Genomic DNA, 13,464 nt, shown 5'->3' on the forward strand with positions numbered 1-13,464 from the left:
GGAAGTGTGTTCACATGGGTCAATTCTCAGTGACAATTTATGGGGCTACCGGGTCAGTTCTCAGTGACAATCAACAGACAAGGCTCTAATCCTTGAGCAATGTTAGCCAGACCACGGGTAATCTTGCGAGTCACGAAAGTCTCACCACGGCGGGGGGACTCGTGATTGAACAAAATACCGTTGCAAGCATACATGCCATAGGCCTCCCGGTAGTTCACAGCGATCCAATAGGCGTACATTTTGGCCACCGCATAGGGCGAACGCGGGTGGAAAGGTGTTGTTTCGGTTTGCGGTGTTTCTTGGACAAGACCGTAGAGCTCAGACGTTGAGGCTTGGTAAAAACGGGTGGTTTTCTCCATCCCCAAAAAGCGAATTGCCTCGAGCAGGCGCAGGGTGCCGATAGCGTCGACATCGGCGGTATATTCTGGGGCCTCAAAGCTCACCGCCACATGTGATTGCGCGCCGAGGTTATAGACCTCATCGGGGCCGACCTCAGAAAGAATGCGGGTCAGGTTGGAGGTGTCGGTCAGATCACCGTAATGCAGTTTGAACCGCGTATGATTCATATGCGGGTCTTCGTAAATATGATCGATCCGCTGGGTGTTGAAGGATGAGGCACGGCGCTTTATGCCATGCACCTCATAACCCTTCTCTAATAGAAACTCTGCAAGATAGGAACCATCTTGCCCCGTCACCCCGGTAACAATCGCTTTCTTCATCTTCGACGAATCCTCTTGGAATATTTATGTTGCCAGCACTTTTGTCCTGTTGAATTATGCCTTGGCTAGCTGCATTTCATTCATCATGTAGCGGATAGTCCAGACGAGTACAAAGCCGCCGATAAGCATTACTGGATTTCATTTGTTGCGCGATACCTTCAGGCAACTCGCGTCGAACCCTCGGAGCTATCCGAGACGAAGAACGACCGCTATCGCCCGTAAGTTCAACTACTTTAAGAAGCGCTGTTGTACCCGAATGAAACGGCAACTTAAGAATAGTACAGATCTTTTTCAGCTCGGTTTCTGGGTTAGCGACGAAATCTTCATAGCGGAACTTAGGGAGGTCTTCGTACTCTGATAAAAAGCACTCATATCGCTTAGCGTAAGTTTCTAATGTGAAAGGTTTAAAGTGATGCCAACCGTTGCTATCCAGTGATAGAAAAGAATCTAGAGGATGGCGTAGGGTAAGCACCGATTGCACTGGCATGACCCGCTGAAGTATTGCGCGTAGGCTTGGCCGGGCCAAGGGGTCGGCCTCGGTACAGAACTGACTATGGGCATGGTCGCGCAACACTAGATACCGCCCCACTTCCCCAAGGGCACGATGCAGCTCCGCAATTCCCGCGTTGAAACTGCGGATGGTCATCTGCTCACTAATCGGGCGCAGGCCACTACGTGCCGCATAAAGGAAATCACTAGGATGGAAGCGATTCGATTTTCCATTCTGCATCTGGCTGAGTGGGTCGATTTCGCTCAGCAAAGTCACATTTGGCACAAGTGCCAAACATTTACTAATTAAAGTACCCCCCGTACAAGCAAAGTGATGAATAGTACGAATTGGCGCAGGGGCAGCGCTCGCGGCGAGCGCTTCTTCGCATTGCGACAGCAGACTACCTAGCGGCTCGGTCACCCCAGATTTCGGTAAATCTGTTTGTTCTTGTAGGAAAGCGAGCGCCTCCTGAATATTCCGGGCTAAATCGATCTTATTACTTACGGTCATTCTTTGGAACCTTCAAAGGCTTCTGCGGCCGGAGGCTCCTCATTCGGTAGACTCAAATATTGGAGCTGCTCGGCCGCCTGCTGCAAACGAGGGGTAAGCTTAGTGAGTAGTTTTTCCTGCTCGAGGCGCTGCCGTTCAGATTCCGCAAAACGACTACGCAAATCGGACAAGTCAGCTTGGAGTACCGACTGCATTCGTAGGGCTATAGATAGCTCTTCATTCGCGGACTGCAATTCTTTGGTACGTTTCGTGCTGTCTGCCTGGACCTGCTCTATTAAGCTACGAATGGCGCTATCAGTTTCAGATTGCTCCTTAGCCTCCGCCAAAGCGCCCTCTAGCGCCTTCAAATTCACTTTTAATTCTTCTAGTGTCATTTCTGCTTCGTCGGCGCGTTCTTGGGCCGTAGCGGCTTCTACCTGTGCAGCTTGTTTTTTTTCTTTAATCTCCGCCAGCTCTGCCTCTTGCGTCCTCAACGTGGCATCTATTTCTTTAAGTGCCATTTCTGCTTCGTCCGCGCGCCTTTGAACCGTAGCGATTTCTAACTGTGCAGCTTGCTCCTTTACTTTAGCCTCCGACAAAGCGTCCTCTCGAGCCTTCAAAGTTACTTTTAATTCTTCTAGTGCCATTTCTGCTTCGTCGGCGCGTTCTTGCGCCGTAGCGGCTTCTACCTGTGCAGCTTGTTGTTTTTCTTTAATCTCCGCTAGCTCTGCCTTTTGCGTCCTCAACGTGGCATCTATTTCTTTAAGTGCCGTTTCTGCTTCATCCGCGCGCCCCTGAGCTTCAGCAGTTTGTAACTGTGCGGCTTCTCTAGCTTTAAACTGCTCTTCCAAACCTGCTTTTGTGGCAGTTAAATCTATATCAAGTTGGCTATACTCCTTACGTAGTGCTACCAGCTCTCGCTTTTCTAAGCAGGCACGAAAGGTCAGCATCGGCCAGTCGGGGTCATCGTCAATTCTGGAAACAAGATCAAAAGCGTTTTCGGCACACACACTCTGGACCTCATCAACGTTTTCGCCTTGATGAAAGAAAGCTTCTGCGCAACATAATATATCAAGCTGATCGACCTCTTGCAGAAACCCCCATTTCTGCCAAAAATCGATAATCCGGCATTCCGATCCCGGCAGGTGAATCATGACATGTACAGGGCTTAGCAAATCTACAAATTTTTCTGTTAAAGTTTTAAGGGCAATGCTTTCCACGGCAATCCGGCCACACTCTTTCAGCCCGGGTAAAAGCCTTTTCAATCTCTTGTTCGGCGAATAGAGACTGCGCAAGCCTGGAAAATTGAAAGTCTTAAGCTCAGCCTGTGGCTTTCCATCCCAGGGGGCCGCGGTTATTATCTGAATCTCAGCCGCGCCGCCTAACCGTGTTTCTGCTTCCGCAGCTAACATCGGATCCGGCTCTACCACAATGGTCCGTTCTGCTTGCCCCGAAAAACAAAAGTCATCAAGATAAGCGGGAGGCTGCCCGATGATTATTAAGGTGCCGGGTGCTGGGAGGGAAATATCGTGCATTAGAGGATCCGTTTTGGAATCGAACGAAAGTTCAGATCAACTTAAGACTGTAAGGCCATACTGGTCGCTAATAAGCAATTACTTGCCAAAAGAACCATACTATCAACACCATTTCTGTAATAGGTGTTTAATCTACTTAAGTTCCGATCTCCTTTGGTCAGTTGTCATATTATACGTGTCAGGCCATCGAAGCCGAAAACTGTCAGGGCTAGTCAAAGGCTGCAGTTCCCCGATCAACAGTGGCGCCGCGGTCGAGGGTGACACGAGGGTCAGGCCACATAGATTTCAGCTTAACCAAGAACTTTAGCTCCAAACCTCACACTATTTCGCCCCAATGCGCTTGTTCTCCATGGCTCTCTCGGGATAAGTCAAGTAAATCTATAGTGGAGAAGCTCTTTTGACCTCTAAAACTTTGATTCTCGATTGCACATTGCGGGATGGCGGCTACTATAATGCGTGGGATTTCGCGCCTGATCTAGTGAATTCATATCTACTTGCAATGAATGCAGCACAAGTAGATATTGTCGAAATGGGTTTCCGCTTTTTGCAAAATAGCGGCTTTAAAGGCCCCTGCGCATACACTAGCGACGAGTTCCTGCAAAGCCTTGATATTCCTAAAGAACTCACCGTGGCGGTAATGGTCAATGGAAGCGACCTGATGACCGACCTCGGTTTAATCCCGACTTTGGAAAAGCTTTTTCCGGTACCCGCAAAGGATACGCCAGTTGATCTCGTTCGCTTTGCTTGCCACCTTCGTGAGGTTAGGAGCGTCCTTCCCGCGGTTACATGGCTAACTGAACGAGGCTATCGGGTTGGCTTCAACCTGATGCAGATTGCAGATCGGAGCCGAGAGGAGGTTTTGGATCTGGCACTCGCCGCCTGTGAGTACCCACTTGAGGTGCTCTATTTTGCTGACAGTATGGGCAGTATGACGCCCGACGACACCACACGTATCATTGGCTGGCTGCGCGAGCAATGGGATGGTCCGATTGGCATACACACTCATGACAACATGGGCCTCGCTCTCCAAAACACCCTACGCGCGCATACGGAAGGTGCTACTTGGCTAGATGCTACAGTAACTGGAATGGGGAGGGGGCCCGGCAATGCCCGCACTGAGGAACTAGTGATTGAGGCGCAGGCCTTGCGCAACCGCCCGGCAAATTTAGTCCCTTTAATGGCGCTCCTACGCAAGTACTTCCTTCCGATGAAAGAACGTTATGGGTGGGGCACCAATCCATTTTACTTCTTGTCTGGAAAACATGGCATACACCCCACCTATATACAGAATATGCTGATGGACTCCCGCTATTCAGAAGAGGATATCTTAGCGGTTATTGAGCATTTGCGTAGGACTGGCGGTAAAAGCTACAATGACAATACTTTGTATAATGCCCGTAACTTCTACAAAAGCACAGCCCAAGGTCATTGGTCCCCCAAAAACTTGCTTGCGGGTCGCGACGTTCTGATTTTGGGAGCTGGGGCTGGGGTTTCTGAGCATCGTATTGCCCTTGAATCCTATATACGAAAGAGTAAGCCTATTGTAATTGCGCTCAACACACAAAGCGGAATTGATGAGGAACTGATAGAACTCCGGGCGGCGTGCCATCCGGTTCGTTTGATGGCAGATAGCGAAACCTATCTTACCTCTCTGCGTCAGCCCCTAATCGTACCGTTTTCAATGTTGACTGACGATATGCGTAGCCCACTTCAAGACAAAGACGTTCTGGACTTTGGTATAAGCCTTTCAGATGGGTTCTATTTTTCAGAAACTTATTGTGTATCCCCCAGCCTTTTGGTGATGGCCTACGCATTGGCTATAGCAGGGTCAGGACGCGCCAAACGGATTTTTCTAGCAGGGTTTGACGGGTATAGAGAAGGTGATCAACGTAATCGCGAGGCAGAGGATATCCTACGGCTATTCGATGAGGTGCCCGGCAGCCCAGAAATAGTATCTATTACACCATCGCGATATGAGCATCTGAAACAGGTTTCTATATATGGAATGTGACCTATGACCGCTTGCGTAATCATCCCAGCACGCTATGCATCAACCCGTTATCCAGGCAAACCGCTTGCCCCTCTCCTTGGAAAGGCAATGATCCTTTGGGTGGCGGAACTAAGCGCCCGCGCTGTAGGGCAGGACCATGTATATATCGCTACGGAAGATGCACGTATTGTAGATGTGGTTGAGGCCGCAGGTTTCAAAGCTTTAATGACAAGTAAGACGGCTTTAACCGGTACAGATCGTTTGGCCGAAGCCGCACAGATGCTCGACTATGACATCTACATTAATGTGCAAGGAGACGAGCCATTAGTGAACCCAAATGACATAAAGCGCTGTGTCGAAATCAAGATGGCTAACCCCACTCATATCGTTAACGGTTTTGCTTGGATCAGCGAAAACGAAGACCCCCATAGTGTTAATATACCCAAGGTAATCACTACCGAGAACGATGTTATGGTCTACATGTCTCGGACTGTAATTCCTGGGTTCAAAGAACCCGAAGATGCGCCGATACGCTACAAAAAGCAAGTTTGTATCTATGGGTTCACCGGGGAGGAACTACAAGCCTTTTCGGACTTTGGACGCAAAGGCACATTAGAGAAGCATGAAGATATTGAGATCCTGCGGTTTCAGGAACTAGGGCGAAATATAGTTATGTACGAAACTTCACCCGGCACGATGGCCGTAGATGTGCCAGAAGATATCGCCCCCGTAGAAGCCGCGTTGAAGCGGCATTGGGAACTATGAAGCTAATTGACTATAGAACCCTGGTTTTCGATTGCGATGGGGTGATCCTGGATTCGAACCGCATTAAGACAGAAGCCTTTCGCCAAGCTGCCTTACCCTATGGCGCAGCGGCAGCTGATGCTTTGGTAACTTACCACCTTATCAACGGTGGAATTTCTAGATATGCAAAATTTGAGTATTTTCTTAAGAATATTATAAAGGGTATTGAACCCAATTCCGGTGGATTGGCTTTACAATCTCTTTTGAAAGATTACGCGATCGCCGTGAAAGAAGGGCTGATGGAGTGCGCTGTTTGTAAGGGGCTAGGCGACCTGCGTGAAGCCATGCCCAACCAAACTTGGTTGATTGTTTCGGGAGGGGATCAAACGGAACTCCGGGAAATATTTGCCGCTCGGGGAATAGATCATTATTTTGATGGCGGTATTTTTGGCAGCCCAGACAGCAAAGAAGCTATCTTGTCGAGAGAGCAGGCAGCTCAGACTATAACCCCCAAAGCTCTTTTTCTAGGCGATAGCACTTATGACTATCGTGCTTCACATGCGGCTGGTATTGATTTTGTTTTCGTCAGCGGATGGAGCGAATTGCCCGATTGGGCTGAATTTATTAGGAAAGAGAAAATTTCTAGTGTTAGCAGCATTAGTGAATTAAGTATAGATTTCTCCCTCTAGAATACTTTATTATCTTGACATAAATAATTATGTTGGTCTTGTCTGGTTGGCCAGGGACGAGTGTGGCCTGACCGCATTGTAGTCGTAGCGCCACAGGGCCAACTTGCGCCGTGCGTCATCTAGGGTGTCGAATATCTCCTCGTTCAGCAGATCGTCCCGCAGGCTGCCGTTGAAGCTCTCGATAAAGGCGTTTTGCTGCGGCTTACCCGGATCAATGTAGTGCAACGGCACCTCATTCTCGTCCGCCCATTTCAGCATGGCCTGACTGGTGAACTCCGTCCCATAACACCTCTGGAATAGCGCTGATTGAGAGACTATGATTGTCTGCGCATCCCTCAAATAGCGCAGCAGGTGACCATAGCCGGGTCTCAGGCCCCTACAGTGGTTCTGCAGCAAACCACACTGCAATAGAGACCGACTATGACCGATACCACTATTGCACAAGCCGAGCCTGTTTTGGTGGCGATTGATATCGCAAAAGCCCGCCATGAAGTTCTGATCGCTGTTCCAGGTAAGAAGCGCCTTCGCTCGTCAATGTCGTCAGGCTCGACCTTACCCTCGAACCGATGGCGGGCTGGCGGCCTCCATTCCCAGCAAATCCTTCAACACGACGTTGTCCAGCATGGTGCCGACCAATAGGCGCTTGAGCTTGGCGTTCTCGTCCTCATGCGCCCTCAACTCGGCGGCCTCGGACACGTCCATGCCGCCATACTTAGCCTTCAGCTTGTAGGTGCACAGGCTATGCCTGCGGCACACCTCAGCGGTTGGTATCCCCGCTTCCTGCTCCTTGAAGCATTCCGATAATTTGCGCACCCGTAAAGCGGCTTTTTCGCATATGCCTGCTCCTTCAAAGTTGGCGCGGCCTCTACATCACGGTGAGAAACTTCGCAGGGGCAGGTTAACCACGACGCATAACTGAGAATAGGTCAAATCTCGGTAGAAATTACCGATTCAGTTCTCAGTAAAAATGAACAGATAGCTCAACATGCTGACTTTAATTGTGCTCCATTCTTGAATATATAACCCTAATACCATCTATAAAGGAAGAAATATCCAAATCCTTTTTCAAATCATTTCTCGCCTCAAGATATTTATGCGCTTCAATAACTTGATCGACCGAAATATCTAAGAACGTATCATCCTCCACAAAAAGCGGATATTCTTCGCCTGCATATTCTTCAATTGCAGGATGGCGTCGAGCCACGAAAGGTACTGAATACTGGACGCATTCGCAGATGGCATTGTTGGCTGAGGTTTCATGAAGACTAAGATAAAGTACAGAAGAACATATTAAGTCATCATAGTCCTGATTATCAAGAAACCCTACGTGATCATGGCTGAGAACGTCTTTTAGAATATTAGGTTGATATTTCTTATAGCGTTGCTCTATAAAATCCCTAGCATAATGATTTATAACAATATGTTTTCGTATATTTGTATCAAGACTGACGAACTTGCTAAAATCCCTAAGCCAAGCTCCTACCAATAGAAGCTTAGGGTCATTAATGTACGATTCCAGATCAAAACGCTTTACGGTCCCGGGCATGGGGTGCTTTAAAGAAAAGACATCAAGTTCTGGATAAATAGCCTTCACTTGCTTTCGCATATGATCAGATAAAGTAATAATCCCGCGACAATTTTTCAAAGCCATGCGCCACTCGCGCATGAAATACATCTTCGATAAGTTATTTTGGGAATACATCGCCCAATTAGGAGTGAGCAATGGAACGTGCATAACGCCGAACCAAGGCTTCTCCATCATTTGTCGAGTGATTTCTTCGTACTTCGGGCTTAGGAACATTTTTTCAACCCACCATACGAACGTCAGATCATCAGATACTTCCACTTCTTTGGCAAGTTTGTTGAGTATCTCATTATTCGAGAAACGGTGTTTTCCATAGCTTTCTGCATGCGCGGCAATACTAAATTTCATACTGAAGGCCCTTATAACCGCGTCGCCGCAAAATTTCTGCCATTAAAGACGAAACTAGGGATTGCTGTTCCACCGGTTGCGCATGGTCAAAGAATTTCTGGCGGATCAAAACGCCCAACATTGTTTCTTCGATATGTGATTTAGAAGTAATGTCTTTAGTTCGAAATGTACGCTTGGAGCCCCGGCTCACGATACGTTCCATAGAATCGAAAAATTCCTCAACAAGAACCTCCTGAGCTCTCCTCAAGGATTCTGCTTTTGCATTGTAACTCTCAAGATCAAGGGTTCCTAATGCATTTCTAAACGCTTCTTCGGATGAGAAAGCCGCTTTCAATGCACTTTTGCTCTCAAGAACGAGAGCTAAACCGCTTTCCTTACATGCCATTACAGTAGGGATCTCCGCCGGTCCAAGACATAGAATCACACCCCCAGCTTCAAGGTAGTCGACAAACTTATTAGAAAAGCTATGCTTCAAAAAAATTTTCGACGTTTCGTCAAAATTATATGGTAGCAATAGTATGTCAGCCTCGCTCATTTTTCTTTGGAATTGTTCGACATCAAGGTTGGATTTAAAAGCATGAATATTTTGCGAGTTTTCGACTAGTTGTTTAATTTCTCCCCAGAGTCCACTGTTGGACCAGAGAGACAATGAAACCCATTGATTAGAAGAGACCTCTTGAGCCAGGCTAGCAATAGCGCTCGCGTTCATCTTTTTATCAATGCTACCAAAATAGAATATCTTGATTGGCTGTCCGGAAGAGCCTACATTAGCTGATCTTTTTGATACCGGCTTACGAATAAAGTTAGCGAGCACCTTAGGCTTATATCCGAAGCATTTCTCCAAATCTTCTATACTTGAATTGTGGATAGTTAAAAACTGGTCTGCATTCTTAACTAAAACGTCATACATATGCTGAATATAGGCAATACGAGTGTTCGACATCTCTGAAAAGCTAGGTTTGTCCATATAATGGACAATTAGTGGAACTTCGTGAAAACGTGAAATTAGCTTACAGGCTAATTCGAGAGTCGGAATGTGTGGAGAAAGGCGTACATAGAATACAGAGGGCTTAAGTTCTGAAACATAATTAAGAACAGCGTCGTGGTGTATATTGCTTTTGTAAACGTCCACAACAGCCTTATCTGACCCAACTTCAAAAACACGGCAATCTGTATTGTTGATGCATTGCACGGGATGAATACTATAGCCAGAACCATGGGAAAAAATCTTCTGAGTAAGTTGGCCAACTGCACTGAAGTCGCCAAACTTTCTCCAATCCAAAGTTAGAACTTTCATTGAATAATCCACTCTGGCTTTCGCGGAATACTTTCATGTACAAGACTGCGATCTGAGATCACCGACAAACCGACGCCTTTCGCATCTAACCAATTTCTAAGGGCTAAAGTTGAATTGGCAACAGTAGTGATTTCAAGATTCGTGATTTTGGTACTCATTTCCACTTTATTTTGCTCATAGAAGTGTTCATTATGAAATGCTGTATCATTCTCTTGACTGATTGTGCCTATGTCCCATGAAACTAGATTAATATGAGACACCCCTGCTAGTAGGGCGAGCGGGATTGCGAGTTCATACATAAGCCCTGGCCCCCATCGAGCTTTTCCATCGGTGATTTTGTCGAAGTTTTCCCACCGGTTACCGCCAGCAGTACTTAGGGAGAAACCGGCGGCGGTATTAGGGCCATTCTCTACAACCTCAAACGTAGCATTACAATTTGCACCCTTCGCCTGAATCATTTCATTGTGCTTACGATCGAACGTAGTCCAAAAAGTGGGGCACTGTATGCGATCCCACTCATATCCACTGAAGTTACAAAAGTTCATAATCAGTGCATCACAATCGAAATCTACGATATCGATCGATTGTTTGATGCAAATAACAAGCGACTTATCAAGCCGTAAACGGAGAGATTCGATGTCGACATTCTTTAAAGAAGGGCCAGCAGCGAAAATATAGGCTTCCCGACCAGAGAAAAGTCCGTTTGAAAGATCAAATCGTCTGGTCAATGGAAGGGTAGATTTCCAAAGGGTACGATAGTATTTTTTTCGCCAGTACATAGGGCCCTCAACATAACTCTACTAACATCTAGCTTTGAACGGATAATTACTTACTAAGAGACTTTTTTATCAAGCGTAATGGTGCGGTTATTCGCCAAGAGGACGATTGGTAGAGATCCTCAATCATCCTATTTTTCTCTTTAACCGACCTATCTAAAGTCGCGTTAGAAAATTCTAAACCATTCATTCGACTATTTAAGTCCAGTATTTTTTTATCTCGCTGAAAGATGATTTCTTCGATTCGTACATTTAGGTTCTTTATTTCCTGATCCCGTTCAGAGATGATTTCTTTTATTCGGTTATTCAGGCTTAATATTTCCCTATCTCGCTCAGAGGCTATTTCTTTATACTGTAGTGCATCCTGAAGCTCATTGAATACCTCTTCAACCGAGTGTTGCAACGAGATTATTTGAGACAAGAGCATTTCGATCTCAGCTTCGGCAAATCGGTTTTCACCTAATAGCTGCGTCATTTCTATTTTTGTAGCATTAGCTTGCTCAACAAGAAGTTTGACTTCAGTTGCTTGTGCGTCTGCTTCAATAAGGGCTTCTAGCTGATCCGACACTTTCTTTTCTAGAATTTCAAGTTCTACACTTTGCTGTTCTTTTACGTCGGCGTCGTATTGTAGTTGAGCGCAGCACTTCAACGCAGCAAGTGCCGTATCAAGCTTTTCCTTCTTACGTTCAACGAGTGGGATCGATGACGCTTCAAGTTCTTCGCTAAGCTTTTGCGCCTCAACGTCTCTTGTAGCTAAAGCCTCGGCGAGCAACCAGTGCAATGCGCTTCGCTTTATACTTTGCCCATTAGTTAATGTAGTTGGATATCGTACATTGTACCCGGTTTTACGAGAAACTTCTCGAATGGCTCGGTTAGGATCAGTTATAATTTCCTCCATCAAAAACATAGAGGCTTTTCTTCGGGCACGTCGATATACTGCTAGGATGTTCGCCGTCTCTAACTTCCACTCTTCAAGTTTTTCAAGTGGATCAGAGCGTTGCGCTATTGTAGTTACAAGTGTATCAACGAGGCCGCGACCAACAAGGATAATTCCTTTTTGATTCTGAAAAACATGAGCTTCACTGGAAGCTGTCCCTTCATTCAACTTTTTGATTTTGGGAAATATTCCGGCTAATTCTTGGGAGAATTCAGCTGTGCAACTTTCTGAGAACAACCAAACGTGACCAGTTTTTCTATTAGGTGACATACCGATCCCTTTAGTTGGCAAAAAAGTAGCTTATAATTGTATTTCTGTTTCTCGGAAAGATATCTTGGATTGAATTCGGTTGTCTAAGTACTGTTCCAGTTTTCGTGAGATGTTGCGTCCGACGCAAAAGCTCCCACGGGTGCCCATATATTTTCTTCATCACCAATTTACTCCGTGCGAATGTTTGATACGCCGTGCATCAAGTAACGTTAAGAGCTCTTCGCTGCCTAACCTAGCCCAACTATCAGTTCAAGCGCTGCACAGCACTGTTAAAACAATGCAAGTGATGCAAAGTTTGACGCGTGTGGGTCTGACTTACTCCCTATTGAGTTCCCTGATCTAGGTCTCAGAATCCGCCAACCCCTGCCCTGTTACCTTTTTTAGACCTGCCCTCCGCCGGATCATCGTTCGTAACGAGAGTCTACAGGTTGGATGCCCTGCTCCCCAACGTTGGACCACCGGAAGCTGGATTTTCCCGGCCGTTTCACGATGACGGGCTGGTGACGCCATCGGGATAATGCATGGCGATCGGGACGTTGTATCCGATCGCGCTGTGGGGACGATCCTCGTTGTAGTGTCGACGCCAGCCTTCCAACTTTTCACGGGCGTCGGCAAGGCTCATGAACCAGTGTGCGTTCAAGCACTCCGATCGAAGCTTGCTGTTGAAGGCTTCGATGAACCCATTGTCCGTCGGCTTACCTGGCCGTGAGAAGTCCAGCGTGACGTCGTTGGCATATGCCCAGAGATCGAGATCCCGAGAGATAAATTCGCTGCCATTATCGACACGAATGGTGTTCGGATAGCCGATCCTGCCGCAGACTTCTTCAAGCCTTTGAACCACGTCCTCGCCGCGGTAGCTGAACCGCGGATCCACGACCGGGCAGAACCGAGAATGCGTGTCGACCACGGTCAGGATCCTCAGCTTTTTGCCCATCGCGAGCTGATCATGGACGAAGTCCATCGCCCAAACGTCATTCGGCCCGGTTGCTTCTTCTCGATCTTCACGCAGCTTGGCTTTCACACGCCGTTTCGGGTGCTTGTTTCGCAACTGCAGACCCAACTCATTGTAAATTCTGCGTGTCTTCTTGATGTTGATGGTCCAGCCCTCCCGGCGCAGCAGAACATGGACGCGCCGGTAGCCGTACCTGACGCGTGTCTCGCAGTTCTCCTTAATCCGCCTCTCAACAGCAGCCTGATCCGTCCGCCGGGACTTATAGTGGTAGCTGGACGTGTCGAAACAGATGGCCCCACAAGCCCTCCGTATCGACACGCCCCAGTCGACGCACAACCCGGTGACGAGTTCGCGCAAACGGCCAGGCTTCAGAGCTTTCGCCGTATGACATCCTGCAACATCTCACGGTCGAGCGTCAGGTCTGCAACGATCTTCTTCAGCCGCGTGTTCTCGTCCTCGAGCGCCTTCAGTCGACGCATCTCGTCCGGCAGCAGGCCGCCATACTTTTTCTTCCAGTTAAAGTAGGTCGCCTGACTGATACCGGCCTTGCGGCAAATCTCGGCGACTGGCGTACCTTGCTCGCCCTGCTTCAGGATAAACGCCTTCTGCGCCTCCGTGAACTTTGATGCTTTCATGTGTTTCC

10 protein-coding genes and 2 pseudogenes are annotated in these 13,464 nt (G+C 47.5%); 3 read left to right on the forward strand and 9 right to left on the reverse strand.

The window, feature by feature from the left end; all coding sequences use genetic code 11:
- Nucleotides 1-74 precede the first annotated feature (74 nt).
- From ACGYK2_RS17010 to ACGYK2_RS17020, 3 genes and pseudogenes are all read right to left on the reverse strand, one after another.
- Nucleotides 75-719 (reverse strand): annotated as a pseudogene (locus tag ACGYK2_RS17010) (GDP-mannose 4,6-dehydratase); the annotation flags it as partial.
- Nucleotides 720-795: 76 nt separating this feature from the next.
- Nucleotides 796-1,719, reverse strand: coding sequence for a sulfotransferase (locus ACGYK2_RS17015; protein WP_394374429.1), 924 nt, complete (start codon nucleotides 1,717-1,719; stop codon nucleotides 796-798).
- Nucleotides 1,716-3,233, reverse strand: coding sequence for a hypothetical protein (locus ACGYK2_RS17020; protein WP_394374430.1), 1,518 nt, complete (start codon nucleotides 3,231-3,233; stop codon nucleotides 1,716-1,718). Before ACGYK2_RS17020 ends, ACGYK2_RS17015 begins: the two co-directional genes overlap by 4 nt.
- A 397-nt stretch (nucleotides 3,234-3,630) precedes the next feature.
- On the opposite strand from ACGYK2_RS17020, the gene ACGYK2_RS17025 reads away from it, so the two are divergent.
- Genes ACGYK2_RS17025 through ACGYK2_RS17035 form a run of 3 tightly spaced genes read left to right on the forward strand, consistent with a single transcriptional unit; the run spans nucleotide 3,631 to nucleotide 6,656 of the window.
- Complete coding sequence (locus tag ACGYK2_RS17025; protein WP_394374431.1) at nucleotides 3,631-5,244, forward strand: aldolase catalytic domain-containing protein; 1,614 nt, start codon at nucleotides 3,631-3,633, stop codon at nucleotides 5,242-5,244.
- A 3-nt stretch (nucleotides 5,245-5,247) separates the two neighbouring features.
- The gene (locus ACGYK2_RS17030; RefSeq protein ID WP_394374432.1) at nucleotides 5,248-5,988 is read left to right on the forward strand and encodes a 3-deoxy-manno-octulosonate cytidylyltransferase; all 741 of its coding nucleotides are present in this window, start codon (nucleotides 5,248-5,250) and stop codon (nucleotides 5,986-5,988) included.
- Nucleotides 5,985-6,656, forward strand: a complete 672-nt coding sequence (locus ACGYK2_RS17035) for an HAD family hydrolase (protein WP_394374433.1) — start codon at nucleotides 5,985-5,987, stop codon at nucleotides 6,654-6,656. Before ACGYK2_RS17030 ends, ACGYK2_RS17035 begins: the two co-directional genes overlap by 4 nt.
- A gap of 39 nt (nucleotides 6,657-6,695) precedes the next feature.
- On the opposite strand, the pseudogene ACGYK2_RS17040 reads toward ACGYK2_RS17035, so the two are convergent.
- From ACGYK2_RS17040 to ACGYK2_RS17065, 6 genes and pseudogenes are all read right to left on the reverse strand, one after another.
- Nucleotides 6,696-7,491: pseudogene (locus tag ACGYK2_RS17040) on the reverse strand (integrase core domain-containing protein); the annotation flags it as partial.
- Nucleotides 7,492-7,650: 159 nt separating this feature from the next.
- Nucleotides 7,651-8,589: a hypothetical protein gene (locus ACGYK2_RS17045; RefSeq protein ID WP_394374434.1), complete on the reverse strand. Its 939-nt coding sequence runs from the start codon at nucleotides 8,587-8,589 to the stop codon at nucleotides 7,651-7,653.
- Entirely contained in the window at nucleotides 8,579-9,886 is a 1,308-nt protein-coding gene (locus tag ACGYK2_RS17050; protein ID WP_394374435.1) for a hypothetical protein, read from the reverse strand. The genes ACGYK2_RS17045 and ACGYK2_RS17050 overlap by 11 nt, the downstream gene beginning before the upstream one ends.
- Entirely contained in the window at nucleotides 9,883-10,665 is a 783-nt protein-coding gene (locus ACGYK2_RS17055) for a hypothetical protein (protein ID WP_394374436.1), read from the reverse strand. Before ACGYK2_RS17055 ends, ACGYK2_RS17050 begins: the two co-directional genes overlap by 4 nt.
- 46 nt (nucleotides 10,666-10,711) lie before the next feature.
- On the reverse strand, nucleotides 10,712-11,869 hold the full coding sequence (locus ACGYK2_RS17060; protein WP_394374437.1) for a hypothetical protein: 1,158 nt from the start codon (nucleotides 11,867-11,869) through the stop codon (nucleotides 10,712-10,714).
- A gap of 484 nt (nucleotides 11,870-12,353) precedes the next feature.
- Nucleotides 12,354-13,456 (reverse strand): IS3 family transposase gene (locus ACGYK2_RS17065; protein ID WP_394374438.1). Its coding sequence is split into 2 segments (ribosomal slippage): nucleotides 12,354-13,195 and nucleotides 13,195-13,456, totalling 1,104 coding nucleotides; the frame shifts between segments, so codons are not numbered across the junction.
- Between the last annotated feature and the right edge of the window lie 8 nt (nucleotides 13,457-13,464).

The organism is Sulfitobacter sp. 1A10359 (assembly GCF_043558145.1).
In the GTDB taxonomy this organism is placed as follows: domain Bacteria; phylum Pseudomonadota; class Alphaproteobacteria; order Rhodobacterales; family Rhodobacteraceae; genus Sulfitobacter; species Sulfitobacter faviae.